Annotated in this window: 24 protein-coding genes and 1 riboswitch; of the genes, 9 read left to right on the forward strand and 15 right to left on the reverse strand. The window is 58.9% G+C overall.

Going from position 1 to position 26,548, the window contains the following annotated elements; all coding sequences use genetic code 11:
* Positions 1-146 precede the first annotated feature (146 nt).
* From AC1ROR_RS19695 to AC1ROR_RS19705, 3 genes are all read right to left on the reverse strand, one after another.
* Positions 147-1,007, reverse strand: a complete 861-nt coding sequence (locus AC1ROR_RS19695) for an MBL fold metallo-hydrolase (RefSeq protein ID WP_051796084.1) — start codon at positions 1,005-1,007, stop codon at positions 147-149.
* A gap of 190 nt (positions 1,008-1,197) precedes the next feature.
* The gene (locus AC1ROR_RS19700; RefSeq protein WP_035222069.1) at positions 1,198-1,653 is read right to left on the reverse strand and encodes a cyclic nucleotide-binding domain-containing protein; all 456 of its coding nucleotides are present in this window, start codon (positions 1,651-1,653) and stop codon (positions 1,198-1,200) included.
* Between the two features lie 42 nt (positions 1,654-1,695).
* Positions 1,696-4,413: an ABC transporter ATP-binding protein gene (locus AC1ROR_RS19705; RefSeq protein ID WP_035221521.1), complete on the reverse strand. Its 2,718-nt coding sequence runs from the start codon at positions 4,411-4,413 to the stop codon at positions 1,696-1,698.
* Positions 4,414-4,756: 343 nt separating this feature from the next.
* On the opposite strand from AC1ROR_RS19705, the gene AC1ROR_RS19710 reads away from it, so the two are divergent.
* Positions 4,757-6,568: a serine aminopeptidase domain-containing protein gene (locus tag AC1ROR_RS19710; RefSeq protein ID WP_498590431.1), complete on the forward strand. Its 1,812-nt coding sequence runs from the start codon at positions 4,757-4,759 to the stop codon at positions 6,566-6,568.
* Here AC1ROR_RS19710 and AC1ROR_RS19715 read toward each other — a convergent pair.
* From AC1ROR_RS19715 to AC1ROR_RS19735, 5 genes are read right to left on the reverse strand one after another with little or no spacing between them, the layout of a single operon-like run.
* Positions 6,545-9,001 carry a glycosyl hydrolase 2 galactose-binding domain-containing protein gene (locus AC1ROR_RS19715; protein ID WP_498590432.1) on the reverse strand — a complete coding sequence of 819 codons (2,457 nt, stop codon included), beginning with the start codon at positions 8,999-9,001 and terminating at the stop codon, positions 6,545-6,547. The genes AC1ROR_RS19710 and AC1ROR_RS19715 overlap by 24 nt on opposite strands.
* Positions 8,998-9,981, reverse strand: coding sequence for a DUF1839 family protein (locus tag AC1ROR_RS19720; RefSeq protein WP_498590433.1), 984 nt, complete (start codon positions 9,979-9,981; stop codon positions 8,998-9,000). The genes AC1ROR_RS19715 and AC1ROR_RS19720 overlap by 4 nt, the downstream gene beginning before the upstream one ends.
* Positions 9,982-9,987: 6 nt before the next feature.
* Positions 9,988-10,896, reverse strand: a complete 909-nt coding sequence (locus AC1ROR_RS19725; RefSeq protein WP_035221510.1) for an amino acid--[acyl-carrier-protein] ligase — start codon at positions 10,894-10,896, stop codon at positions 9,988-9,990.
* Between the two features lie 4 nt (positions 10,897-10,900).
* Complete coding sequence (locus AC1ROR_RS19730) at positions 10,901-12,082, reverse strand: acyl-CoA dehydrogenase family protein (protein WP_035221507.1); 1,182 nt, start codon at positions 12,080-12,082, stop codon at positions 10,901-10,903.
* The gene (locus AC1ROR_RS19735) at positions 12,082-12,333 is read right to left on the reverse strand and encodes an acyl carrier protein (protein ID WP_035221504.1); all 252 of its coding nucleotides are present in this window, start codon (positions 12,331-12,333) and stop codon (positions 12,082-12,084) included. Before AC1ROR_RS19735 ends, AC1ROR_RS19730 begins: the two co-directional genes overlap by 1 nt.
* A gap of 183 nt (positions 12,334-12,516) precedes the next feature.
* Positions 12,517-12,628: riboswitch (TPP riboswitch) on the forward strand.
* A 95-nt stretch (positions 12,629-12,723) separates the two neighbouring features.
* Between AC1ROR_RS19735 and thiC the strand changes: the two genes are divergently transcribed.
* From thiC to AC1ROR_RS19765, 6 genes are all read left to right on the forward strand, one after another.
* On the forward strand, positions 12,724-14,547 hold the full coding sequence (gene thiC / locus AC1ROR_RS19740) for a phosphomethylpyrimidine synthase ThiC (protein WP_498590434.1): 1,824 nt from the start codon (positions 12,724-12,726) through the stop codon (positions 14,545-14,547).
* 1 nt (position 14,548) lies between these two features.
* Positions 14,549-15,553 (forward strand): glycine oxidase ThiO, encoded by a 1,005-nt coding sequence (gene thiO, locus AC1ROR_RS19745; RefSeq protein WP_035221501.1) that lies wholly within the window; start codon positions 14,549-14,551, stop codon positions 15,551-15,553.
* Positions 15,522-15,719: a sulfur carrier protein ThiS gene (thiS, locus tag AC1ROR_RS19750; RefSeq protein ID WP_035221499.1), complete on the forward strand. Its 198-nt coding sequence runs from the start codon at positions 15,522-15,524 to the stop codon at positions 15,717-15,719. Before thiO ends, thiS begins: the two co-directional genes overlap by 32 nt.
* Before the next feature lie 4 nt (positions 15,720-15,723).
* Complete coding sequence (locus tag AC1ROR_RS19755; RefSeq protein WP_498590435.1) at positions 15,724-16,497, forward strand: thiazole synthase; 774 nt, start codon at positions 15,724-15,726, stop codon at positions 16,495-16,497.
* An 88-nt stretch (positions 16,498-16,585) separates the two neighbouring features.
* Positions 16,586-17,590 carry a P1 family peptidase gene (locus AC1ROR_RS19760; protein WP_498590436.1) on the forward strand — a complete coding sequence of 335 codons (1,005 nt, stop codon included), beginning with the start codon at positions 16,586-16,588 and terminating at the stop codon, positions 17,588-17,590.
* 3 nt (positions 17,591-17,593) lie between these two features.
* On the forward strand, positions 17,594-17,974 hold the full coding sequence (locus AC1ROR_RS19765; protein ID WP_498590437.1) for a winged helix-turn-helix domain-containing protein: 381 nt from the start codon (positions 17,594-17,596) through the stop codon (positions 17,972-17,974).
* Here AC1ROR_RS19765 and modC read toward each other — a convergent pair.
* The 4 genes from modC to AC1ROR_RS19785 form a co-directional block, all read right to left on the reverse strand.
* On the reverse strand, positions 17,958-19,034 hold the full coding sequence (modC, locus tag AC1ROR_RS19770; protein WP_498590438.1) for a molybdenum ABC transporter ATP-binding protein: 1,077 nt from the start codon (positions 19,032-19,034) through the stop codon (positions 17,958-17,960). The genes AC1ROR_RS19765 and modC overlap by 17 nt on opposite strands.
* The gene (modB, locus tag AC1ROR_RS19775; protein ID WP_080836009.1) at positions 19,031-19,738 is read right to left on the reverse strand and encodes a molybdate ABC transporter permease subunit; all 708 of its coding nucleotides are present in this window, start codon (positions 19,736-19,738) and stop codon (positions 19,031-19,033) included. Before modB ends, modC begins: the two co-directional genes overlap by 4 nt.
* A 53-nt stretch (positions 19,739-19,791) precedes the next feature.
* Positions 19,792-20,583 carry a molybdate ABC transporter substrate-binding protein gene (gene modA / locus AC1ROR_RS19780; protein ID WP_498590439.1) on the reverse strand — a complete coding sequence of 264 codons (792 nt, stop codon included), beginning with the start codon at positions 20,581-20,583 and terminating at the stop codon, positions 19,792-19,794.
* A 129-nt stretch (positions 20,584-20,712) separates the two neighbouring features.
* Complete coding sequence (locus AC1ROR_RS19785) at positions 20,713-21,996, reverse strand: NAD(P)/FAD-dependent oxidoreductase (protein WP_498590440.1); 1,284 nt, start codon at positions 21,994-21,996, stop codon at positions 20,713-20,715.
* Between the two features lie 130 nt (positions 21,997-22,126).
* Here AC1ROR_RS19785 and AC1ROR_RS19790 point away from each other — a divergent pair, with 130 nt between their 5' ends.
* Both AC1ROR_RS19790 and AC1ROR_RS19795 read left to right on the forward strand, forming a co-directional pair.
* Positions 22,127-23,038: a LysR family transcriptional regulator gene (locus AC1ROR_RS19790; RefSeq protein WP_498590441.1), complete on the forward strand. Its 912-nt coding sequence runs from the start codon at positions 22,127-22,129 to the stop codon at positions 23,036-23,038.
* A 118-nt stretch (positions 23,039-23,156) separates the two neighbouring features.
* Positions 23,157-23,393 carry an Lrp/AsnC ligand binding domain-containing protein gene (locus tag AC1ROR_RS19795; RefSeq protein WP_035222062.1) on the forward strand — a complete coding sequence of 79 codons (237 nt, stop codon included), beginning with the start codon at positions 23,157-23,159 and terminating at the stop codon, positions 23,391-23,393.
* A gap of 374 nt (positions 23,394-23,767) precedes the next feature.
* Here the strand turns inward: AC1ROR_RS19795 and AC1ROR_RS19800 are convergent, their stop codons facing one another.
* From AC1ROR_RS19800 to epmA, 3 genes are all read right to left on the reverse strand, one after another.
* Positions 23,768-23,959: a hypothetical protein gene (locus AC1ROR_RS19800; RefSeq protein WP_003492264.1), complete on the reverse strand. Its 192-nt coding sequence runs from the start codon at positions 23,957-23,959 to the stop codon at positions 23,768-23,770.
* Positions 23,960-24,337: 378 nt separating this feature from the next.
* On the reverse strand, positions 24,338-25,402 hold the full coding sequence (locus AC1ROR_RS19805; RefSeq protein ID WP_498590442.1) for a lysine-2,3-aminomutase-like protein: 1,065 nt from the start codon (positions 25,400-25,402) through the stop codon (positions 24,338-24,340).
* Positions 25,399-26,463 carry an EF-P lysine aminoacylase EpmA gene (gene epmA / locus AC1ROR_RS19810; RefSeq protein WP_498590443.1) on the reverse strand — a complete coding sequence of 355 codons (1,065 nt, stop codon included), beginning with the start codon at positions 26,461-26,463 and terminating at the stop codon, positions 25,399-25,401. Before epmA ends, AC1ROR_RS19805 begins: the two co-directional genes overlap by 4 nt.
* Positions 26,464-26,548 lie beyond the last annotated feature (85 nt).

Raw genomic sequence — 26,548 nt, forward strand, 5'->3', positions numbered from 1 at the left:
CAGGCCGTCTCGTGGCAATATCGTGGAGCAATTGATCCGGACCGGTCAATTGTGCGTGTTCGAATGCCCGCCGCATGGCGAAGGGTGTGATCAGGATTTCGAAAAACCGTCGGGCAGATCAGGCCGCAGGCGACGTCAAATCGTGCTCAGAGCTGGATGATCTGGCCGTCCATGGCCGCGAACGCGCCGCTGAACAGGGCTTTTGCCTGTTTTTCGATATCGTCCAGCTCCTCGTCGCTGCGGCTTGGGGCATGATGGATGAAGCCGACATTCTTTGCGCCCGCGAGCTTCGCGAGGCGGATCGCCTCCTGCCAGGATGAGTGACCATAGCCGCGATAAAGGCCCATTTCCTCATCGGTGAACATGGCGTCGTAGAGAAATAGATCGACGTCCCTGATAAGGTCGAGGACATTGTTGTCGGTGCTGCCCGGCTCATGTTCGGTGTCGGTGATGATGGCGAAGGATTTTCCTTCCCAATCCAGGCGGTAGCCGATGGCGTTGCCGGGATGATTGAGCATTCCGGTTCTGATCGAGAGTCCCGGATGCACATCCAGAGCGTCGCCCGGCATGAAGTCCCGCGTCGCCATTTTTGCGCAGCAAACCTCCAGCGGTACGGGAAACCACGGTGGGCTCATGAATTCCCTGAGCATTTGCCGTGTTGTCATGGCACCGGCGAGGTGGCCAGACCAGATGGCGACATCGTTGCAGCTGTTATAGAACGGCTTGAAATAGGGAAAGCCGACAATATGGTCGTAATGACAGTGTGAGAAGAACAGGTTGACGTCGGTCACACCTTCCGCCCGCAAGGCCAGACCGGCGGGATGCAGCCCTGATCCTGCGTCGAACAAAAGAACGTGATCTCCGCATCGTACCTCGATGCAGATGGTATTTCCGCCGTATTTTCGGAAGTTTTCACCTGAAACAGGAAGCGTTCCCCGCGCACCCCAGATCTTTACCCGAAAATTTCTATTACTTTCCCGACTTGCTGTGTCGGAATCGAACGCCATGACACACCCCAATAACAACGGAATCTTGCACGCTTTCCTCCCATGAAGCCCGTTGTCTCTAAAGATTCTTATATCCGCCCTTTTTTGGCGGATGCCTTTACCCCTTATTCAGTCAGCATTTCATTTATATTGCAATGGTGCGACATTTATTTTTCCAATATCGCCCGTCACGGTAGCAAGGAATTGCTGCTCATGTTCTGGCGTTTGCGCGCGCTTTGCTCAGTTCCGTCGTCGTCTGGGTGAGGCGTTCAGCAAGAACACGCATGACCTTGATGGTAATGTCAGGGAAATCCGACATGAGCTTGAAGAACTGCTCCTTGCCGATCCGCAGGGCTTCCACATCGGTCGAAGCGCGGATGGTTGCCGTTCTGACGCTGTCGCAGAGGATGGCGATTTCGCCGACGATGGCATTGCCCGTCATTTCGGCCACTTTCAGCGTGCCCGACGGGGAATCGACCAGAACATCGACTTTTCCGGTCAAAAGAACATAGGCGGCATCTCCAACATCGCCCTGCCGGAACAACACGTCTCCAGTGTGATAGGACACCCGATCGGAGGCAAATGCGAGTAGTTTAAGCTTCGACGGTTCCATTTCCGAAAAAAATGGGACTCGTTTCAGCATTTGAATTTCGTCTTTGAATAGCATCGTCTTACCCTGTTCCTGTTCCACCTCGGCCACTTCTTGGATTTATGTTGCGACCATTTCCTTGAATGTACCGTTTTCCTCAGCGAGAGTCTCGTAACTTCCGTCGGCGGTGATCAGGCCCTGGTGGACAACGATAACCCGGCCAAACATGCGCGAAAGCGTTGCATTCGACAGAACCCATACGATCGAGGGGTTATTGTTGTTCTGTTTCAGGAATGTGATGACCCGTTCGACAATTTCCTCCTGCTGTCGGGGATCAAGGCCGGGAAGAGGGCGGTTGAAGACATAATAATCGGACTTGCGGATCAGCGCCCTTGCAAGGTTGAGTTTCTGGCGCTGGAGCGGCCCGAGCCGCTTGCCGCCGGCGCCGAGGTTGAAATCCAGACCCACTGCCAGAACACGCTCGTAAACACCCTGCTTGCGCATGACATCCGCGACAATGCGGGTGATGCGCCGAGATGCGTCCGTATAGCGATGGCTGACCTTGCCGAAGAGAATATTGTCCAGGAGGCTGGTGGCGCTCATGTATTTTGTTGGATCGTAGATTTCGATCACGTTCTTCAGGCTGTCGGGCAGGTTTTCATGGAACATGTGCCGGACTTCGACGATCCGGTTCATGATCTCCGGTGACAGAAGGCCGAAACGCTGCCTGGGCTCGATGTAAAAGAAGCTCAGCCGCAGCATCGCGCGCTTTTCGCTTTCATTGGCGTCGTCGAAACCCCGGCCCTGAAGGCGTTGCAGCATTTGCTGATAGACCGGAATATCGTCTGGCGTCATGAATGTGAGCTGCTGGAAGAACGGATGATCTCCCGGCAGGTCGGCGAAGATTTCCACGATGTTTTCGGCAATCGTGTAACCCATCTCGAACAGGACTTTGACAAGGCCGGTCTCGCGCATCAAGGATCGGAAATAGTCGCTTTCGATGATGGTCCTGATCGTCTGGGTGGAGTCGCGCATGGTGCCGAAGAGCAGGTTTTCGCCAACCGTCGCCTCGCTGTTGTAGCTCTCCAGTTCGAAGGGCGCGATGAGGCCGCTGAGATTCTCCTTTTCCAGTTCGGCGCGCAGGACATGCCGTAGCTCCACGATGCGGGCGGCAAGGTGCAGGTCGGTCAGAGGATCGATCGACGAACGCAGCGCAAATTCCAGAATATCCTGCGAGAGCTCGACGCTATCTAGAACGGCAAGAATGGCCTTGATGAGGTTTTCCGGTCTGCCGTCACCCGCCGGGCTGGCGGCATAGTCGATCCATTCGCTGTTGATGTCGATCAGCGGATTGCCGGCCATCTTGGCTTCCCGGATCTCCCATTTGCGATGTTCGAGCGCTGCACCCTCATAGTCCTTATCCGCGAGCGGAGCGTGTTTGAGGCCGTAAAGCAGGTTATCCATCAGGCTGGCATGGAAAAAATAGCTGTCGGAGGACACATAGGAGATGCGTCGTCCCGTCAGCGATTCCGGCAGTTCCAATATGTCGACATCGTTGATGCTGATCTTGCCGGAGGTCGGCCATAGCGTACGACCGATCGCATCCGCCAGCGCCTCTGCTCCGGAGCCGCCGACGATGGCGATTACCTCGCCCGGCTCGATTTTCAGCGATGCCTGCTCCAGAAGCCGGCTGCCGCTATCGTCTTCGAGCGTTAGATTGGTGACCACGATCGGCGCGGTGATTGCCGCCACCGTTCCCGGGGACAGCTTCTGCACTTTTTCGTCGATCATGTTCGGGGCGTCGAACTGTTCGAAGACCTGCTCGTATTTAACCTGGACATCCTGACGCGCCTGATCCCAGTCGATCAGCTCCTTGAGCGGTCCGGGCAGTTCCTTGTAGGCATTGATGACCGCTACCAGCTGGCCGACATCAAGGCTGCCCTTGAGGGTGAGATAACCGCCGAGCGCATAAAAGAAGAAGGGGGTGAGCTGTGCGAGGAAGTTGTTGATGAATTTGACCAGGAACTTCCACTGGTAGAGATCGTAGCGAATCTTGAAGATGTCGCCGAGCCGGTGGGAGGCGTCGGCGCGCTCGAAATTGGAGGTGTCATAGGCGTGGATGGTGCCGATGCCGTCGACCATTTCGCCGATGCGTCCGGCAAGCTGGCGCGCGCTCAGCTGCCGTTGCCGACCGAGTTCGATGAGCCGGCGGCGCATCTTGGGGATGATGCCCACCTGAATGGCGGCCATGAAGGCGGCAATCAGGCCCAGCCAGAAATTCTGCACGAGAATGAAGAAGAGGGCAGAGAGCGCCTGACCACCGAGAAGCGCCGGCTGTACGAAGGCGTCGCCGGTAAATCCGCCCAGTGGCTCGACCTCATCCTTCACCATGCTGGATATTTCGGCGCCCTTGACCCGCTTGAAGTGGGTGGGCGGAAACCGCAGGATCTTGTCGATAAGCTCGAAGCGGATGCGCCGGAGCAGCCGTTCACCGAGGCGGCCCTTGTAGGTATTGATGTAATATTTGAAAAGGCCGTTGATGATGACAAGCGCAAGGAAGGTGAGGCTGAGCGCCATCAGCATCGACATGCGGTTGAGTTCTAACCCCGGGAACAGTGTCACGGTTCCCCAATAGGGAATATCCACCGTGAGATGCATGAAAAGCTGCGTCGCGTTTGCCCCTTCGAAGCCGTCCCCCTGAATAGGGCCGTTGACAATCTGCTTGGGCAGATCGAAAGCTAGGAAATAGGGGATCATGGACAGGGCGACGATCAGCAGGATGAAAAGCTGCTGCCGCCTCGTATGCGACCAGATGTAACGCGTAAGGCTTTGTTCCATATAAAACTTCTATGACCTGTCGGGCCGGGCCCGGCGTGTTGGTTTGCGCGGTGTCAAGACGGTCAGGCTGCCGGGCGGCGGAACCTCCTCCTGCAAATAGGTACGGGACTCGCTATTTATCAGTATATTCAAGCGGTTTCGAGCAAAATAGCGCTCGTGTCGAGCGCTTGCCGGTCTTTGCCGTGATCATGTTGCCGCGCGTCTTTTGATAGTTGTGAAGGTCGCGATATGTTTAGATTTTTCTAATGTTACTATTTTTATTGTAGAACAGGCGTTAAGACGCTTCGGTATAGTGATCCCGTAAATGGTTGAGCCAGACACTGGCGCAATGATGGCAAGGTCAATGGCAATAGATATTTCTGAGCGTGCAGGCAGTGAACCTTCCCTTGATACGTTGTCGCTTTTCGGCATTGCATCGGATGGGTCGATGGCACACCCGGTTTCTTTTCAAGGGTGTACGGGTATTTTCCATCCGGCACGCAAAGACGTCAAACAGGGTCACGCGGTTCTTTTCGTCAGCCCCTGGGGTATGGAAGAGCTGTGCAGCCGCAAGTTTCAGCGTGTTATCGCCGAGCGGCTGGCCGCCTCCGGCGTCGCCAGCCTTCGCTTTGACTATCATGGTGCAGGCGATGCGCTCGATCCGGAAGATACCGGCCGCGCGGCGGACTGGCTTTCCGATACGCGGGCGGCGCTCGATTATCTGAAGCGTCTTTCCGGCTGTTCCGGTGTGGTGGTCATCGCTCAGGGCCTCGGTTGTCTGATCGCAATACAGGCACTTGCCGATGCGGCGGCCGTCGGTTCTATGGCGCTTTTGGCGCCTGTCGTTTCCGGACGCGCCTATCTTCGCGAACTGGCCATGTGGTCGTCCATGATCGACGATGGCCTTGGCCTTCTCCCCGCGCAGCGCATGGCGCAGGCGGGGTCCATTGCCGGCATGGCCATGCCGGCAGGCATTGCGGACAGCATCAAGAAGGTCAATCTTTCAAATATGGATGCCGCCCCGGCACATACGGTTCTGCTCCTGTCGAGACCGGGCCGGGTGACCGACAGCGATTTTGCCAGACACCTTGCCACGATTGGGAGCGAGGTGGAGGAGGCGGAATTTTCAGGCTATGACGATCTCGTCTCCAGTCCCACGCTCTCGAAAATATCCGACGATGTGGTGAACCGGCTGGCGGGCTGGGTTCTGTCGCAGATCCGCGCCGGGAACGCAGTGGGGCCGCGGGAGGATTTTGCCGTCAACGCCTCGCATCGCGGTCGCGACTTTTACGAACAGCCGGTGCAATTTGGCGAAAGCGGGCGGCTTTTCGGCGTCCTTTGTGAGCCGGACGATAGGGAGAGTGTTTCATCGGTTCTTCTTCTCGGTGCGGCCTATGACCGGCACGCGGGTTGGGGCAGGCTATCCGTCCAGACGGCCCGCGCGCTTGCACGCGAAGGCATCGCCTCGCTCCGGTTCGACGCGGCCAATATTGCCGACAGCCCTCCGGTCAAGAACGTGCCGGATCAGGTTCTCTACGATCTTGCGCAGAATGATGACGTGTCCGCCGCGCTCGATTTCCTTGACCGGCGTGGCAATGGACCTTTGATTGCGGCGGGCCGCTGCAGCGGCGCCTATCTCGCCTTTAACGGTGCGCTTGCCGATAGCCGGATCAGCGCCGTGGTTGCGGTCAATCCGGTTGTCTTCCACTGGCAGAAAGGGCGCTCGGTGGATGAGGCGCTGCACAAGCGGCCGCGTTCCTTCGGTGAGTACAGCCAGCGTCTTCGCCAGGGCGCGACATTCAAGCGCCTCATCAGCGGTGATGTCGATGTGATGAGTGCCGGACTGAACATCGGCAAGGCGACACTCAAGAAGCTTTCGACAAAAACGGCGAGGCTTTTCCGCAAGGGGAGCGAGGAAGGGCGTGCCGTCTATGGCGCTTTTGAGAAGTTGAAGGCGCAGAACACCGCCATCAGCCTGCTTTACAGCGACAATGACGACGGTCTTGAGCACTTCCGGTATTATTTCGATGCCGATGGCAAGGGATTATCGGACTACAGGAATGTGTCGCTGACCATCATTCCCGATGCAGATCACAATCTTTCTACGCCCGAAGCGAAAAAAATCTATATCGATACGGTGAAGCGGCTGGCCCTAAAAGGAAAAACGCCGGCTTGACCCGAGTGACATCACCTCGCCCGTCGGTGGCGTTTCGGGTGTTGCGGTATCCGGCAGAAGGGTGATTTTCTTGCTCTCGCCGGGGGCGAGGTGGAACCAGTTTTCCGAGGCGCGGTAGCCTTCCGTCGTGATATGGACGGATTGCGCCAACCGGTCGGTGCCGATCTCGAGCGACCACACCCCTTTTTCCTCACTTGCTCCCAGCTGAAGATTGGCAGCATGCAGCGCCTTTTTCCGACCGAGCGGAAAATGGAATGCGTCGGCGATGACAAGCCCGGTCGCGACATCACGAAGCCGGGCCACCGTGACATCATGGGATGGCGGGCCGAAACGATAGGCATAGGTCGTATCGAAAAAGGCGCCGAACAAATCGGTTGCAGCGATCGTCTGGCCCTGTCGTGGCAGGAGCTTAAGCGGCCGTTTGGCGTGGACAACGGGTTGCGTGCCGTCGCGCAGGCAGGTCAGTTCCAGCATGGCTTCGAGGCCATTGCCGGTTTCATTGATCAGATGAATATCCAGCCCGTTGGTGCCTTCATCGGAAAGACTGACCTGCACCGGGCGAAACGCTCTCTTCAGCGCATGCCAGACGGATTTTGGTCTGCCGGTGGCGTCAATGACACCCCAGCCCGCGCCGGGAACCAGATCCTGCAAGGTCCAGACAAGTGCGCCCCGGCAGGAGGAGGCGTCGCGCCGCCATTCGGCGAAGGTTGCTTCCATGACCTCGGCGGTGGCGGCGCGGGACATGTCGAGATAAAGGCCGCCATCCTCGCGGCGCAGCACATCCGGTTCGACCTCGTAAAGCAGTTTTAGATAGTGGTCGCGGACATCCTCGAAATCCCAGGAGGCGCCGCGATCGCGTGGCGCGCGGGCCTTCCATCGCGGATCATGCACCGCCAATGCGGGAAGATGTCTGTCGAGCGTTTCCTGCTCGGGAATATTGGCGAAGGCGAGGCATTCGGCGGCAAAGCGCACATCGGCACGGCGGGCGTCTTCAAGCGGGCGGCAATAGGCGCCGACGCCATAATAATGGCCGATCCCGGCATTGGGGAAAAACGGCAATGCGCCGCCGGAGGGTGAATTGGCGACATAGACCGCGTCCGGCCGTTTCTCGGCCACCACGTCCGGCAGGATTTCTTCGGTGAGCATTCCCTTCCAGATCTGCTCCGGCAGACCGAGCATTGCGCCTTGCTGGTACATTTCGCTGCCACCGCAAAAGACGGTGAGCGAGGGAGAAAGGGCAATCGCCTCAAGGAACTGCGAGATTTCCGTGACGATATGCTGGTGGAGGGCCTCATCCTTTGCCGGGTAATCGAAGTTGGCAAGCATGGCGTCCTGCCAGACCATGATGCCGAGTTCGTCGCAAAGCGCGAAGAATTCCGGCGTCTCATAGGCCATGGTTCCGCCGAGACGGATCATGTTCATGCCGGCTTCGGCCGCTTTTTTGAGCCACGGCTTGTAATCCGCCCTCGATCCCGGCAGGCGTACAATATCTGCCGTTGTCCAGACCGCGCCGCGGCAGAAGACGGATTGTCCGTTTATCCTGAGCCCGAAACCGTCGCCGTCTTCGCCGTGATCGATCTCCAGCTTTCGGAAGCCGGTGCGGCCAAGCCGGTGTTGCTCGCCGTCCAGCTCCAGAAAGATTTCGTGGAGCGCCGGTCTGCCGTGCGTGTGTGGCCACCAGGTTTCGATGCCGGGTATCTGGAGTTCGCCGAAGAATTTGCCTTTTTCGGTGCTCGAAAGATCGGTGCTGTAACCGGCGCAGATCAGCCGCGCCGTTTCCACGGTGCGGCCTGTTTCCAAGGCAATAGCGACGGTTCCCGTGCCGGTTTCATCCAGCGAGGACCGGACCGTGCAGAGTACACCCTCCTGTCTTATCAGGCTGATGGGTCGCCATGGGCCGGCGGCATGGATTTCCGGGCACCAGCCGGGCATATAGCCGAGCGCCGTGGTGCGGATCAGCCGCAGCCCTTGCGTGTTCATCATCTGCGGCCGCCAGCGGGCACGGGGTCCGGTTTTCTCCAGCCTCGGCGCAAGCGCCCGGAAGCAGATCGACAGCTCGTCCGCACCGGTCAGCTTGACTGGGACCTCCAGCCTTTCGAACATGCTCTGGCTGGCCGCAATCAACTCCCCGTTGAAGAAAATTTCGGCAATTGTGGAAAGACCATCGAAGCGCAGGATCGCCCGCTCTCGCGCATCGGAAATCATGGTCAGGCGATACCAGGCGTCCTTGTCGTTCAGGGGCACCGGGGCAAGGCGGTCGAATTTTCCGGCCATTTCCAATGCCTGCGCCACCGTGCCCGGAACGGATACGTTGAGGCTTTCAAGGGTTGCGGAAATATCGGACGGTGTCTCAAAGGCATTGGCCGGCGTCAGCGTCAGCGTCCAGCCTTCGCTCAGCAATTCCACGCTTTCACCCGGAAGATAAGTCCTCACGCGGCCTCGCTGGCGTTCGACAGTTCTGCGGCCAGGCTCTCCATCAGGCCATCCCATGCTTCCGCAGCCGGATCGAGAACGGAGGCGAGCGCATCGAACTTGCGGCGCGTCACGGCGCGGGCAAGCTGGAACTGTACGGTCTTGGCGACCTCGGAAATGCGCAATGCATGGTCTCTGGCTTCAGAAAAGCCGTCCTTGTCCAGCCATTCGAGATGGCTTGCCGCCAGTTCGAAATTGGCGCCAAGCTGGCGCAGCGTGTTGAAGGCATATTTATGGAAAAAGCCGAAAGGCCTGTCGGCGACCTTCTCCACCTGGGCCGGAAACACGGCCGCGAAAGCCTTGACCGGGTTGGCGGAAGGGCGTCTTGAAAAATGAAACTTCAGCAGCCGTTCGGCTGTCTTGCGGATATGGACCGGTGAAGGATTGGTGTCCGCGAATTTTGCAAATTCCGTATAGGGCAGAAATGGCGGGTCGGTTTCCTGCAGATGGTGCTGGAACAGGCCGTCAAAGTCTTCGCCCGATAAATGGAAAAAACCGGCATTGTGGAAATAGTCGAGTTCCCGCTTCGCCAGATCGAGCCGGTTGATGGCGATGGTGGTCTTGCCGTGCTCCTTCTGGTAGCCCACCCCGTGGGTATCGGGCATATAGAAGCTATCCATCTCGATCAGGCAGATGCGGCCGCGCTCCAGCTGCGCCTCGATGTGGTTTTCCACCCGGTCGAAGATCGCAAGCTCGGTGGCACGAACGCCATAAAGCGCTTCGAGATCTTCCAGCGGCACCTTGAAGAAGGTGAACTGGTCGCCTTCGAAATCCTGCGTCAGGGTGAAACCGAACATGGCTTCCGGCGGCAGGCCCCTGGCGGCCAGCACCTCGATCCACAGATCAATGTAGCAATTGGTTTCCGGCCACATTCTCTCTGAGGAATGAAGCGGATGCTGCACATAATTTTGAGGATCGAGACCGGGGAAAATCTGCCGCATGGATGATCAGCCCCAGAGCGTTTCCACGACCTTCGAAGGCCATTGCTTCACATTGAGACCGTGATGGGCAAAAAGCGCCAGCGCAATACGCTCAAGGCCGAAACCGACACAGGCGGTGTGAGCCACGGCGCCATTGTCGAGGTTCAAGTCCCATTTCTGGCCAAAGGCGTCCTGATGGTAATTGAAGCTCATGCAGGCAGTCGGATTGGTGGCGGATGTAACGGGGATCAGCAATTCGAATTTCAGGTTCTGGTCGCGCTGGTTGTTGGCCAGCATCTTGCCCGCACGGCCGAAGAAGGGATCGTTGGCCACATCGATGGTCACATCAAGCCCGACAGCTTCCATCATCGCCACGCCACGATCCATCCAGATCTGGCGGAATTCGGTCACATCGGCCTCCGTGCCCATGCGCACATATTCACGCATGCGGAAAAGCTGCTGGCGCGCAGGGTCCTTGGATGGTTCATGGCGGAAGCAATAGGACTGGATGTCGTAAAGACCGCCGCCGGAAGGCAAGGCGCCGCGTTTGGCAATGGTCGGATAAAGCGGATAGCAGGCTGCCGGCGTCAGCACGATGTCGGTGGCTTTCTGGTCCTTGGTCCAGTCGCCGCCCTCATCCATGGTTTTCAGCAGGCTGACATGGTCGAGCTCGCAGCCGCAGAAGGAGTGGACCGTGCCGGCAAGCTGCGGGAAGCTCTTCATATAGCCGCTTTTTTCGAAATAAGCGCGGTTGATGCCCGGCGGAAAACGGATCGCTTCAGCGCCGTCGGCACCACCCGTGCGGTCGATCAGCCGTTCGAATGCGGCAATGACGTCCTCGAACTGGCCGCTGCGACCGTAAAGACCGTCTACACCCGTTTCAATCAGCAGGCCTTCTTCGAACAGGCGATCGAGAAAGGATGTTTGCATGTCCATGGTCTTATCCCAAGAGGCTGGTGTCCTGCCTGTGAACCAGGAGGAGATTGGCGGAATTACCGAGAATGCGGTCGTTGGATATCATCAGGCGGGCGGAATGCGCATCGCGAAGGTGACGGCCGAGGCTGTATGGCGTGCCGTTTTTGTAACCCATGATACCGCAGACCAGCATGGCATGGTCGATGATCTCCAGAATGGTTTCCGAAGAGCAGATTTTCACATTGTTCATCGCGACTGCAAAGGCCATCGACATCAGCTTTTCGGCATCGCTCTTGGTGTCTTCATAAGCCTTGATGCCGGCAATGATGTTGGACTTGACCACCTGCAGCTTGGTGGAAACCTCGGCAAGGCGGATCGCGCCGGGAGGTGCGGTGCCGGGCGATTTCCGCGCCGCGGCTCTGACGAAAGACTGGGCGCGCAGCACCGCATCGGACGCAATGCCGTACCAGACGGCGCTCCACAGCAGGTGAGAGCTTGCAAGCATGGATTGGGCGGCGATTTCCGCAAATGGTTTCGGGAAGATTTGCACCGCCGGCGCCTCGCCGCGGAACAGGAACCCGTCCGAGCAGGTGCCACGCATGCCGAGCGTGTCCCAGACATGGGTTTTTTCGAGCGTGTACTGGTTTTTCAGAAAGACGGTCATCACCTGATCGGCGGGCGCGGCATCCTTGTGCGCACGCGAGGTAATGAGAATGGCATCGGCATTGCTGCCATAGGAAATGACGGTGGCGTCCTTCTCCAGCCGGCAGAAGTCGCCTTCGACCTCGATGGCGCAGATGGAGTTGCGCAGATTGCCGCCGATGCCGCCTTCGGTCGTTGCCGAGCCGAGCAGAAGCTGTTCGCTGGCGATGCGGCTCATGAAGCCCGCATGCCATGCGCTTGTCTCGCCGTGTTCCACAAGGCTCGATGCCTTGATGTGGTGCATGGCGAAAATCATTGCCGTTGCCGAACAGGCCTGGCCAAGCCGGGCGCAGATATCGGCGATTTCCTGCAATGAGGCGCCTTCGCCGCCAAGGGAAGAAGGAACCTGAATGCCGAGCAGGCGCTCCCGCTTCAAGGCGTCAACGGCTTCCCCGGGAAAGCGGCCGGTGACATCCACCTCGTCTGCGTGTTTAGCTGCAATTGTCGCAACACGGCCCGCGCGCGCGGACAGCGTTTCATCCTGCGGCGCTACGGTAACGTTCATCAGGCAGCCTCTTTGCCGTCCAGAATGAGCTTAACGGTATCCTCGATCGCCTTGATGCTGGCAAAGGACTTGCGGTTCAGCAGGTTGTCGGGAAACTCGATATCGAAAGCTTCCTCAATACCCAGCATCAATTGCACCGATGCAAAGGAAGAAAGGCCTGCTGCATAAAGATCCGCTTCATTCGCGATCGTATCGACGGGGGTGGGAAGCTGGCCGAATTTCGCCAGTATTTCACGAATAGTCGCATTCATTCCGACGTATCTCCCATGAATTTCATATCAGGATGGTTTGTGCTTATCGTTACGTTGCAAACGATAATATTCGCCTAAACCGTTAGGTTAATTACAACTAACGGCAGCATGCGACATTCCCGCACCGTTGCCAAGCGTTGATCCGCGCCCTTGACAAATCCCGGGCGGTGTCTTTTGCTATCTTCCATTCACCAGGGGTGTCCCGCCAAGGGGCTGAGATTCTGCTGTTATGCGCAGTGACCCGTTGAACCTGATCCAGTTCATACTGGCGTAGGGACGGTGCAAAGACCGAAGGTCGGCTGGCGTCAAGGCGTCCGGTGTCGGCACTTCGGTATTTTCCATCATTCCGGCTCGAACTGGGTCTCCACTGTCAAACTTTGGAGCCTCATGATGAATATCGCTGCCAAGACTATACCGCTTTCGGTCACAACCGGGCCGCATGCCGCCTCTACCAAAATCCACAAAGCCGGCATTTTACATCCCCATATCCGCGTGCCGATGCGCGAGATCGCCGTTCATCCGACGGCGGGCGAACCGCCGGTGACGGTTTACGATTCCTCCGGTCCCTATACCGATCCATCACATCCCGTTCTGATTGAAAAGGGCCTGCCGCGCCTTCGCCACGGCTGGGTCGTGGCGCGTGGCGATGTTGCGGCTTATGATGGCCGGCACGTCAAGCCGGAGGACAACGGCTTTGCCACAGGCGAGCGCCTGACGCCTGAATTTTCCGTCCGTCACCAGCCGCTCAGGGCGACGGCTGGCAAGGCGGTAACCCAGCTTGCCTATGCGCGGGCGGGCATCATCACACCGGAAATGGAATTCATCGCTATCCGCGAAAACCTCGGGCGCGAAGCCGTTAAGGAGAAGTTTATCCGCGACGGCGAGAGTTTTGGTGCGCAAATCCCCGATTTCGTCACGGCGGAATTCGTTCGTCAGGAAGTGGCGGCTGGCCGCGCCATCATTCCCGCCAACATCAATCACCCGGAACTTGAGCCGATGATCATCGGCCGCAATTTTCTGGTGAAGATCAACGCCAATATCGGCAATTCCGCCGTCACTTCCTCCATGGCGGAGGAGGTGGAGAAGATGGTCTGGGCGATCCGCTGGGGCGCGGATACCGTCATGGATCTTTCGACCGGCCGCAACATCCACAATATCCGCGAATGGATCATCCGCAATTCGCCGGTGCCGATCGGCACGGTGCCGCTCTATCAGGCGCTGGAGAAGGTCAACGGCATTGCCGAAGACCTGAACTGGGAAGTGTTCCGCGATACGCTGATCGAACAGGCGGAGCAGGGTGTGGATTACTTCACCATCCATGCCGGCGTTCGGCTGCATTACATTCCGCTCACCGTCAACCGCGTCACCGGCATCGTTTCGCGTGGCGGGTCGATCATGGCCAAGTGGTGTCTGCATCACCACAAGGAAAGTTTCCTCTATGAGCATTTCGAGGAGATCTGCGATATCTGCCGCGCTTATGACGTCTCCTTCTCGCTGGGTGACGGCCTGCGGCCCGGCTCGATTGCCGACGCCAATGACGCCGCGCAGTTCGCTGAACTGGAAACGCTGGGTGAGCTGACGCAGATCGCCTGGGCGAAGGATTGCCAGGTGATGATCGAAGGCCCCGGCCATGTGCCGATGCACAAGATCAAGGAAAATATGGACAAGCAGTTGAAGACCTGCGGCGAGGCGCCTTTCTATACGCTCGGACCGCTGACCACCGATATTGCACCCGGTTACGACCATATTACTTCGGGTATTGGCGCTGCGATGATCGGCTGGTTCGGCACGGCGATGCTCTGCTATGTCACGCCCAAGGAACATCTCGGCCTGCCTGATCGTAACGACGTGAAGGTCGGCGTCATCACCTACAAGATCGCCGCCCATGCCGCCGATCTCGCCAAGGGTCATCCGGCCGCGCAGGTGCGGGACGATGCACTGTCGCGTGCAAGGTTCGAGTTCCGCTGGGAAGACCAGTTCAACCTCTCGCTCGACCCGGATACGGCGCGGTCCTTCCATGACGAAACCCTGCCGAAGGAGGCGCATAAGGTCGCGCATTTCTGCTCCATGTGCGGGCCGAAATTCTGCTCGATGCGGATTTCCCACGATATCCGCGCCGAGGCGCAGAAGGAGGGGCTGGAGGCCATGGCGGCGCGCTTCAAGGAGGGTGGCGAGCTTTACATGCCGCTCGCAACGCCCGCGAATGCCGAATAAAATGCGCGTCCTTGTCAAGGGAACGGGGGTCGCCGGTTTAACGGCGGCCTTCGAACTGGCGCGGAGTGGTGTCTCCGTCGAGGTTTCGGAGCGCAATGCCGAATCTTCTCGCGGCGCATCCTTTTATGCCGGCGGCATGCTGGCACCATGGTGCGAGCGTGAAAATGCGGCGCAGGCGGTCTTATCGCTCGGTCAGGCGGCGCTTGACTGGTGGGACGAGGCGACTCCGGGCCTTGTCGTGCGGAACGGCACGCTGCTTGTCGCAACCGCCCGTGACAAAGCGGAGCTTTCACGTTTCGCATCCAGGACCAGCGGATATCGTTGGGTGGATGACGGGGAAATCGCTGCTCTGGAGCCTGATCTTGCAGGGCGGTTTCGCTCCGGGCTTTATTTTCCGGGCGAGGGGCATCTGGATCCGCGCCTGGCGCTGAAATCGCTGCATGAGCGGCTTTGCGGCCTGGGCGTGCGGTTTCACATGGGCGTTCCGGTGAATGAACAGTCTTTCGACCGGGTGGTGGATTGCACCGGCCCTGCGGCGGTGGGCGCGATTTCCGGACTTCGCGGCGTGCGGGGAGAGATGCTTTATCTCGCCACGTCAGAAGTTTCCCTGTCCCGTCCCGTCCGGCTGCTGCATCCGCGTATTCCGCTTTACATCGTGCCGCGCGAGCCCGGCCGTTTCATGGTGGGTGCGACGATGATCGAAACAGAGGATACGGGCGCGATTTCCGCCCGCTCGATGATGGAGTTCCTGAACGCCACCTATGCCGTTCATCCGGCCTTTCTGGAAGCTGAAATCATCGAAACCGGCACAGGCATACGCCCGGCCTACCCGGACAATCTGCCGAAAGTCACTGAAGACGGCCGGAGAATTTTCATCAACGGCGCGCACCGGCACGGCTTTTTGCTGTCGCCGGCAATGGCGCGGCAGACGGCTGAAATCCTCTGCCAAACTCTCTCTCAAAAGGAACAGGATCATGAAACTTCTGGTGAATGGCGACGAGCTTGATCTCGCCGCTGAAACGCTGGCCGGTTTGCTCGCCAGCCTCGATTATGAAGGCGACTGGCTGGCGACAGCGGTGAACGGTGATCTGGTGCATTCGGAGGAGCGCGCCAATTATCAGCTAAAGGCGTTCGACCGTGTCGAAATCCTCTCGCCGATGCAGGGAGGCTGAGATCATGCTGACGCTTTATGGCCGCGAGGTCTCCTCCCGCCTTCTCCTAGGCACGGCACGTTACCCTTCGCCGGCGGTGCTTGCCGATGCGGTGCGGGCCAGCAAGACGGATATTCTGACGATTTCACTGCGCCGGGAGACGGCGGGCGGCAAGAAGGGCGGCCAGTTTTTCGAGCTGATCCGTGAGCTGGATCGCAGAATCCTGCCCAATACGGCCGGCTGTCACACCGTTAAGGAAGCGGTGCTGACGGCGAAGATGGCCCGGGAGGTTTTTCAGACCAACTGGATCAAGCTGGAGGTCATCGGCCATCACGACACGTTGCAGCCCGATGTCTTTGCGCTGGTCGAAGCGGCGAAAATTCTCTGTGACGATGGTTTCGAGGTATTTCCCTATACAACGGACGATCTTGTCGTGGCTGAGAAGCTGCTGGATGCCGGCTGTAAGGTGCTGATGCCCTGGTGCGCGCCGATCGGCAGCGCCATGGGACCGCTCAATCTGACGGCGCTGAAATCGATGCGGGCGCGATTTGCGGATGTGCCGCTGATCGTCGATGCCGGTATCGGCCGGCCGTCCCATGCGGTGACGGTGATGGAACTTGGCTACGACGCCGTTCTGCTCAATACGGCGGTTGCAGGTGCGGGGGATCCGGTTGGCATGGCGGAGGCTTTCGCCCGCGCCATAGAGGCTGGCCATCAGGCATTCCTGTCCGGTCCGCTGGAGCCGAGAGACATGGCCATTCCCTCGACACCCGTTATCGGGACGGCGGTTTTCTCCTGATCGCGGTCTGCCGCCGTCATCGGACATGTCACCTTTTGCGTTGACAGTGTCCCGTGGCGGCGAGATACCGGGAGAAAAGGGGAACGGCATGGCGGCACGCAACAATCTTCTGACGGATATCGATGGCGTTTCGGTTGGCAATGTGACCGATCTTTCCCTCGGCTCCGGCGTCACCGCCATTGTTTTCGAAAAGCCCGTTGTCGCTTCCGGTTCGGTTCTCGGCGGTGCGCCCGGCGGGCGCGATACCGGCCTGCTCGACCCGGCGATGACGGTAGAAGCCGTGGATGCCTTCGTGCTCTCGGGTGGTTCAGCCTTCGGGCTGGATGCGGCGGGCGGCGTTCAGGCCGGGCTGCGCGAGATCGGCCGTGGCCTGCAGGTTGGGTCCACCCGCGTTCCCATCGTGCCGCAGGCGATCCTGATGGATCTGCTGAATGGCGGCGACAAGGATTGGGGGCTGCATTCGCCCTATCGCGAGATGGGATATGCGGCCTTCAAGGCGGCGCGTGCGGAGCCCTTCGAACTTGGAACGGCCGGTGCGGGAACGGGGGCGACGACCGCCACCTTCAAGGGCGGTCTTGGTTCGGTAAGCGCTGTCAGTTCCGGCGGTTATAAGTTGGCGGCCATCGTCGCCGTCAATGCGCTCGGTTCTGCAACTGTTGGAACCAGCCGCCATTTCTGGTCTGCGCCTTTTGAAGTGCAGGGTGAGTTCGGCGATTGCCTTTTTCCGGACCGTTTCGAGCCCGATCATACTGCCTTGCGCCTGAAGGGCGTGAACCTGACCGCGACGACGATCGGCGCGGTGGTGACAGACGCCGTCCTTACGAAGTCGCAGGCGCATCGCCTTTCCATCATGGCCCATGACGGGCTGGCGCGTGCCGTTCTGCCCGCCCATCTGCCGAGCGATGGCGACACCATGTTCGCGGCTGCGACCGGCGAGAAGCCGCTCGAGGGCGGCGCCCATTTTGCCGAGCTTTGCCATCTGGCCACCATTGTCATGGCGCGGGCTGTGGCACGTGGTGTCTATGAGGCGACGGCTTTGCCGCAGCACGGTGCGCAGAAAGCCTATCGTGATCTGCATGGCGGGGATCTTTGAACGATGAGTGAGATACTCCCCCCGCTGAAACCGGTTCTCCGTGTCGATTTTCCGCCCGGCGAGCGTCTCGGGCACGGCAAGATCGAGTTGATGGAGCTGATTGTCGAAACCGGCTCTATCTCGGCCGCCGGGCGGGCGATGGATATGTCCTATCGCCGCGCATGGCTGCTTGTCGACGCGCTGAACCATATGTTCAAACAGCCGGTCATCGAATCACAACGGGGCGGCAAGCAGGGGGGTGGTGCTGCGCTGACTGTATTCGGCACCGAACTGCTTGAGCGCTATCGCGGCATGGAAAAGCGGATGAACGAGGCTTTGCGCCCGGATATCGACTGGCTCGAGGCCAACCGCAATCCGGATGCCGCCTTTAATACGGATCGATAGCCGCCGACTTTATGATCGCATGTACGGGTTTTCCAACGTCCAGCTGAAGGCGCTCGCGTGACAAATCGGTGATGCGCGACTGGATGATATCGCCGCCGCAATCCACCTGAACGGTCACCATGCCGTCTTCGCTGGCAGAGATGCCGGCAATCTGGCCTTCAAGAATGTTGAGTGCGCTCAGTCCTTCCGGTTTTACCAAAGCCAGCATCACATCGCGTGCCGGTATCAGCACCCTGGCAGCCATTCCCGGTTTTCCGCTTTTTGCCGGAACCTGCAGGAGTGACGAGGTGAGCCTTACGGCGGCAAGCCCATGTCTTTCATCGAAACTTTCGATGCGCCCGGAAAGGATGCTGCCCGCTTCACGCCTTTCGAGGTGAGTACTGAAATCCGGTCTCGACAGCACGTCTGCGGCTTTTCCCTGTGCTTCCACCTTGCCATCCTTCATCACCACGATGCGGTCTGCGAGGCGGGCGACCTCCTGGATGGAGTGACTGACGTAGACGATCGGGATTTTCGTCTCATCGCGCAGCCGTTCGAGATAGGGGATGATCTCCGCCTTTCGTTCCTCGTCCAGCGAGGCGAGAGGTTCATCCATCAAGAGCAATCGGGGCGATGACAGAAGGGCGCGGCCGATGGCGACGCGCTGTTTTTCTCCGCCGGAAAGTTTGTCCGGGCGACGCTGCAAAAGATGGCCGATGCCCAGCATCTCGACGATGCGGTTTTCATTCGCGTCCTTCGCCTTTTCCGTGGCGAACCATTTGCCGTAATGCAGGTTCTGGACAACGCTGAGGTGGGGAAACAGCCGTGCTTCCTGAAAGACATAGCCGAAACGACGCTTATGCGCGGGCAGAAACAGCCGTTTCTGACTATCGGCCAGCCATTTGCCATCCAGCGAGACCTGCCCTTCATCGGGCCGCAGCAGACCCGCGATGATTCGAATCATCGAGGTCTTGCCGGAACCGGAACGCCCGAACAGGGCCGTGACGCCCCCTTCAGAGCTAAAGGATGCGTCCAGCACAAAGGAACCGAGGCGATGGCGGGTGGTGACCGAGAGCGTCATTCCATGCTTACCCGTTTTCCGATGATACGGGCCAGAAACTCCGAGACGAGCAGGGCCAGCATGGAAATCACCACCGAAACGATGGTCAGCCGCAATGCGCCTGCATCGCCGCCGGGAACCTGCGTGAAGGTGTAGATGGCGGCAGACAGTGTCTGGGTCTCGCCGGGAATATTGGACACGAAGGTGATGGTCGCGCCGAATTCGCCCATGGCCTTGGCAAAAGCGAGGATCATGCCCGCGATGATGCCCGGTAACGTCAGGGGCAGGGTGACGGTGAGAAACACCCAGAAAGGGCTCGCCCCCAATGTTCCTGCGGCTTCTTCCAGCTTGCGGTCCACCGCTTCGATGGAGAGGCGAATGGAGCGGACCATCAGGGGAAAGGCCATGACGGCGCAGGCAAGGGCCGCCCCTGTCCAGCGGAATGAAAAGACGATACCGAACCAGCTATCGAGAAATTGGCCGATTGCGCCCCTGCGGCCGAAGAGGACCAGGAGCAGAAAGCCGGTAACGACGGGTGGCAGAATGAGCGGCAGGTGCACGATGCCGTTGAGCAGCGACTTGCCCCAGAAGCGGCCGCGGGCCAGCGCCACGGCAACCGCGATCCCGAAGGGCAGGCTGGCGAACATGGCGATGGAGGACACCCACAGGCTGAGCCTGATCGCCGTCCATTCTTCGGGGCTGAGTGTCCACCAATGCAATGCCATATCCTGCAATCGTCATGTTTCATGGCCCGCCGGGAAGCGGGCCTGAGAGGAGCTTATTTCAAAACGGTAAAGCCTTGCTTTTCGAAGAAAGGCGTCGCTTTTTCGGACTTCAGGAAATCCAGATAGGATTTTGCCGCCGGCGATTTCGCCTCGGAAAGAACGGCAACCGGATAGATGATCGGCGGATGGCTGTCTTCCGGGAAGGTGCCGACAATCTTCACGCCCGGGTCGGCGGCAGCATCGGTCTGATAAACGATGCCATAGGGTGCTTCACCGCGCGATACGAGCAAGAGCGCTGCGCGCACGCTTTCTGCGCCGGCCACTTTGCTCTCCACCGAGGACCAGACGCCGAGTTTTTCCAGTGCCGCCTTGCCGTATTTGCCGGCGGGAACGGAGTCGACCGCGCCCATGGCGAGGCGACCATCGCCGACCAGTCCGGCGAGATCGAAGCCCTGCTTGATGTCGACTGTCTTTGCCTTGTCGGCGGGAGCGACGAGAACGATGCGGTTGCCGAGCAGATTGGAGCGGCTTGCACTATCGATCAATTTCTTGTCGGCGACATAGTCCATCCATGCAAGGTCGGCGGAAATGAAGATATCCGCCGGCGCACCCTGCTCGATCTGCTTGGCGAGGGCGGAGCTTGCGGCGTAGGACACGGTCGCTTCGTTGCCGCTTTCCTTTGCCCATTCGGCATTGATGGCATCAAGCGCGTTTTTCATGCTCGCGGCTGCAAAAACCGTGACTTTTTCGGCGGCGTGGGCGGGAACGACCGCAAAGGATGCCGCCATCCAGAAGGATGTCGCCGCGGCGATGGTTTTGAAGAAGTTGCGACGCAAGAGTGTCATGGTGTGTCCCCCGGGTTCGAGATATCCTGATGAATATATCGATAGGCCTATAGGGCAATCATTATATTTTCAAGAATATATCGATGCCGAAGAAAAAGCCGCCTTCACTGGCGGCTTTCGGCTTGTGAATCAGAAGCGTTCACCAGCAAAATGGGCGATCTGGGCGCCCGCCTCGTAATAGGCTTCCTTCACCGCACGGAAGGCCTGCGCTTTCGGCTCCGTCAGGGGCAGGGGTAACTCGTTCTCAGGGATGTCGCCAAGAATGTGGTGGGCAATCACCTTGCCGAAGGCCGTGCCGGGTGCGATGCCCCGGCCGTTATAGCCTGAAAAACCGACGACATTTTCCGCGAATTTATGGAAGCGCGGCACGGCATTGTCGGTCATGCCGATCTGCCCGTACCATTCGCACTCGAATTGCGCCTCGCCGAGTTGCGGGAAAAGACGCTTCAGGGATCGTTTCGCCCAGGCCCGGTGAATGGCGGCACCCGGGCCACGCAGGGCGCCGACGCTGCCGAAGACCAGCCGGCCGGCCTTGTCCATGCGGAACGATGACAGGATTTCCTTCGTATCCCAGCAACCTTCGCGGCCGGGCAGAATGCTCTTTCGCACATTGTCGCTGAGCGGTCTGGTCGCGAAGTTGAAATAGGGCAGGTAGGTCTGCTCGTCACGGACGATCTGCCATGGCCCGGTACTATAGGCCTCCGTGGCGACGACGATCCAGTTTGCGGTCACCGACCCTCGAGGCGTCTTGACCACCCATTTTCCACCGCTGCGCTCGGTTGCTACAACGGGGCTTGCGGTGTGCAGCCGTGCGCCGGCTTTCTGTGCGGCGGCAGCCAGTCCGCGTACATAGGCAAGCGGCTGAAGCGTGCCGGCGCGCGTGTCGAAAAGCGCGCCGGAATAGGCGGTGCTGCCGGTGCGTCTTGCCGTTTCGTCAGCATTTAGGACGCGGACAGGCGCGCCCCTCGCTGCCCATTGTTCGCAGCGCTCGCGAATTTCGCTGAGCCCTTTCTCACCGACGGCACAATGGAGCGTGCCGTTCTTTTCGATCTCGCAGGGGATCTCGTGTTTTTCCACCAGTTCACGCACAAGCAATGGCGCATCGCCGAGAAGACCGAGAAGCCGTTCCCCATAGGTCTCACCCAGTACGCCGGGGAGCTCCTTTGGCATGACCCACATGCCGCCATTGATGAGGCCGACATTGCGGCCCGCGCCACCAAAACCAATTTCTTTTGCTTCGAGAAGAACGACGTCCACACCCTTTTCCGCAAGATGAAGGGCGGCGGATTGTCCGGTGAAGCCGCCGCCGACAATCACGACATCGGCAACCGCAGCGCCTTCCAATGCGGGCGTTACCGGCGGTTGCGGCGCGGTCTTTTCCCAGAGACCGTGCGAGCGGGGATCATTATACATCGTTCCACCATTTCCCGGGCGAGTTCATTTGTTTTTCGTATGAGTGGCAAGCCCTTGTTTATGAGACTTTACAAGCTGCAACTCCTGTTGAATATCGACATATCGTCAAGAGTTCATTCCGTGAGGGAATATGGTTCTTCCGCCGCGCCGCTTTTTGCCGTCGCTTTCGCTTCTGGCGGCTTTTGAAGCCGCTTCGCGCACCGGCAGTGTGACCGCCGCCGCAAGGGAACTTGGCCTGACGCAAGGGGCGGTCAGTCGGCAAATCCTGGCACTTGAAGAGCAGCTTGGTGTGGCGCTGTTTCTGCGCGAACGGCAGACGATCCGGCTCACCCGGGCGGGAGAAGGTTATGCGCGGGAAATCCGTGAGGCGCTGCGGCGCATTTCAACGGCCTCGCTTAATCTGCGCGCCAATCCGGATGGCGGCACGCTCAATCTCGGGGTTCTGCCAAGCTTTGGTACGCGCTGGCTGGTGCCGCGCCTGCCCGATTTCATCGCCAGTCATCCGGGTGTTTCGGTCAATCTTCTGACGCGATCATCGCTATTCGATTTCCGGACCGATACCGTCGATGCCGCGATCCATTTCGGGTTGCCGCATTGGCCGGGAACCGAGCTTGTGTTTCTGATGCATGAAAAAGTCGTTCCGGTATGCAGCCCGGCTTTCAGGCAGCGCCACGGGCTTTCACAGCCGGGTGACCTGCTGCATGTGCCGCTCTTACACATGACGACCCGGCCGGATGCCTGGGAGCAATGGTTTCGCAGCCATGATGTGCGTTTCGACAATGTGCATGGCATGCTTTTCGATCAGTTCACGACGATTGCCGAGGCGGCGAGCGTCGGCGTTGGGGTGTCGCTCATTCCTTCCTTCATGATCGAGGAGGAATTGCGAAGCGGCCGGCTTGTCGCGGCGGTTGCGGGGGAGGTGCAGAGCGAAGAGGCCTATTATCTCGCCTGCATGCCGGATCGCGCCGGGTATACGCCGCTTGAGAGTTTCCGAAGCTGGATCGTTGCACAGGCCGCTGCCGGGACAGGCGGCGGCGGATGAGACTTTTCGGCGTAAACCTGTGGGCGGTCTTGCAAGACCGGCGCGGCTAAGCCAATAGTGCGCCATGACGTGTGGCCGACAGCGCCATGCACCGCAAGTTCCAATACGGGAGATGTCCGTGAAGCCCATTTTTGTTCAGCTTCAATGCGAGCCCGGCAAGACCTACGATGTCGCCGATGCCATCTATAAAACGGAACTGGTTTCCGAGCTTTATTCCACCAGCGGCGAATATGATCTGTTGCTGAAAATCTATCTTCCGCAGGAAGAGGATATCGGCAAGTTCATCAACCAGCACATCGTCAATATTCCGGGGATCGTTCGTTCGCTGACGACGCTGACATTCACCGCGTTCTGACGCGGGTTTCGAAATCACACGCTCGGCACTCATTCCTGCGCCTGTGACGGGAATTCAGGCGACGCGCGTCTGCGTGGTGGAGAGACCTTTTGCCCAAGGACCTGGGCTGGCTAGATTCCCTGTGACGAGCACAGGAATCGGGAGAGGTGTGAGCCTCAGGAGCGCCCGGGTGGCGTTTGGCACTCAAATTCGGATTTGGAAAAGCTATTTCAACTCAGCGCCAGGCGTATTGATACACCCAGGATGGTCTATGACAGAGCAGTAGACGAATTGTCAGGCAAGATAAAAGCGCGCCATCGACCCGATATTGGGGATCCAATATGTGGCGCGCTTTGGTTTTGATGGGGCTGCGAGCGGGCGAGATTTTTCCCGCATCAGGCGACTGCAGCCAGGTTCCGGTTGCGCACGAGATCGCGAATTGCAATCCGCACGTCGTCTGCGCTGTCGAACTTCTGTTCGTCCAGGTCGTGAACGTGGAACTTCACCGCGATGAACTTCAGCCGGTCGTTGTCCGGTATGACGATGCCGACGGGTTCGCCAGCGAATTCAATAACTTGCTTTTGCATAGATATACTCCCGCTGTGGCTCATTAACACAGCATGTTGTCGAACTGATTTTCAGGAAATTGAGACCGTCAGGTCACATTCGACAGCAGCGGGAACACGTGGATTTAAATCCAGCATTCCAGGACTCAAGACCAAGGATTGCGTTGATGTTGATATGTTTTGACATGACACACTCCCTGTATTGGTGTTGGCCCAGAATCAGGAGACTCGTTCTCCAGTTCCACACTGATAATCCAGACCACCACTAAAATCAATGCTGATTGTTATAGGTAGAATATTTTTCTTTATGATGACAGGAGAGGGGCGGAAATGTGAAATTTTTGTTTTCGCTCGAGGCGGTCGCAAAAAGCCCGGCGCGGCGGGCTTTTTATGCCTTTTTTAATCGCCGCCAGATGCAGGCGGTGGGTAAATATGATCGTTTCCGTTGAAATCAGAGACGGAATAACAGCCATCGCGGGTTTTTTCGGCCGCATTTCGGCCGATCGTGGCCTTGCCGTGGCCGCCCGGTATGTCGAGAACATAGGTCGGCTGGCATAGACCGGAGACATGTCCGCGCAGGGCGGAAACGATTCGCTGACCCTCCTCGATCGTCAGCCGGAAATGGCTGGTTCCGGGCGCAAGATCGGGATGGTGCAGGTAATAGGGTTTGATCCGGGTTTCGACAAAGGCACGCATCAGATCGGCCAGAACTGCCGGATCGTCGTTGACGCCCTTCAGAAGCACGGTCTGGCTGACCATGGCGATGCCGGCATCGATCAGCCGCGCGCAGGCGCTTCGGGCTTCCTGCCCGAGTTCGCGCGCGTGATTGGCGTGCAGGGCGACATAGGTGGTCTTGCCGCTGGCCTTCAGCGCCTCGATCAGCGGCTCGTCGATGCGGTCGGGATCGACGACCGGCACACGGGTGTGGAAGCGAACGATCTTGACGTGCTGTATGTCTTTCAGCCGCTTCATCAGATCGGAAAGGCGTCGCGGGGAGAGCACCAGGGGATCGCCGCCGGTGAGGATGACCTCCCAGATGGCCGGGTTGGCTTTTATATAGTCGAATGCGGCGTCCAGCTCTTCCGGGCTCATCATGCCGTTGCCCTGCGGCCCAACCATCTCGCGACGGAAGCAGAAACGGCAATAGACGGGGCAGACATGCACTGCCTTTAAAAGAACCCGGTCGGGATACCGGTGAACGATGCCATGGACGGGACTATGGGCATCATCGCCAATCGGATCGTCCCGCTCCTCGGGGAGATGGACGAGTTCCGCCGCATCCGGCACGAATTGCCGGGCAATGGGGTCCTGCGGATTCCGGCTGTCTACCAGTGCGGCCATTGTTGGCGTGATGGCGAGCGCGTAACGCTGCGTGACCGCACGAAGGCTCTCGAGCGCCTCGGTCTTGATCAGCCCGGCCTCGAGAAGCGCTTCAGGTGTCTTGATGGTTTCAAGTCTTGTCATCGACCATATTCCGCGACGGGCGCCCACATGACGAGATCGATGCGGGGCGCCCCGGTCGCCAGCATGACCAGCCGGTCGAAGCCGAGTGCTATGCCGCTAGCCGGCGACATGATCGCCAGTGCTGCGAGAAAATCCTCGTCCAGCGGATATGTCTCATCGTAAACCCGCTGTTTCTCGGCCATTTCCATTTCGAAACGCCGTCTCTGCTCGGCGGCGTCGGTCAATTCGCCAAAGGCATTGGCAAGTTCCACGCCGCAGGCATAAAGCTCGAAACGTTCCGCCACCCGCGCATCATCAGGCGATTTGCGGGCAAGAGCCGCTTCGCAGGTCGGATATTCGTCAAGAATGGTTGCACGGCCAAAGCCCAGTTCTGGCTCCACCCGCTCGACAATCACGCGGCTGAACATATCCGCCCAGGTGTCGTCATCGGCGACGCGAATGCCGGCATTGGTAAGGCTTTCGGCGAGGTGCCTCTCGTCCGTTTCACCGTTTCGGCCGATGGTCGCGAGGAGGTCAATTGCCGCATAACGCTCGAAGGCTTCGGCAACGCTCAGGCGTTCCGGCTCGAGGAAGGGATCGACGCTGCGGCCACGATAGGTAAAGTTTTTCGTCTTGGCGGTCTCGGCGGCCAGTGCCAGAAGGTCGGCGCTGTCCTTCATCAGGGTCTCGTAGGTCTCACCGACCCGATACCATTCCAGCATGGTGAATTCCGGGTGGTGCAGGGGGCCTCTCTCCCGGTTTCGGTAAACATGGGCGAAACAGAGGATGCGTTCTTCACCGGCCGCGAGCAGCTTCTTGCAGGCAAATTCCGGCGAGGTGTGGAGATAGAGCGGGGCGCTGTCGCCGGCCGATGTCAGGCCCTGGGTGGCGAAGGCGTGCAGATGTGCCTCGTTGCCGGGGGAAACCTGCAGCGTGGCGGTGTCGACTTCGAGAAAATCGGCGCGCGCGAAATGGCTGCGAAACGCCGACTGGATCGCATTGCGTCCAAGCAGGAAAGCGCGGCGGTCTGCGTGAACATTGGGCGTCCACCATGGCGACATTGTCTCGTTGTTCGAGCCCATTTCTCTTTTCTTTTCCGTCTTCCCTGCGGGCCCTGTTGCGGATAAACGGCCCGCAAAACGCCTGATCGCATCATTTAAAGCAATT

Source organism: Agrobacterium sp. GW821-FHT14E08 (assembly GCF_058803865.1).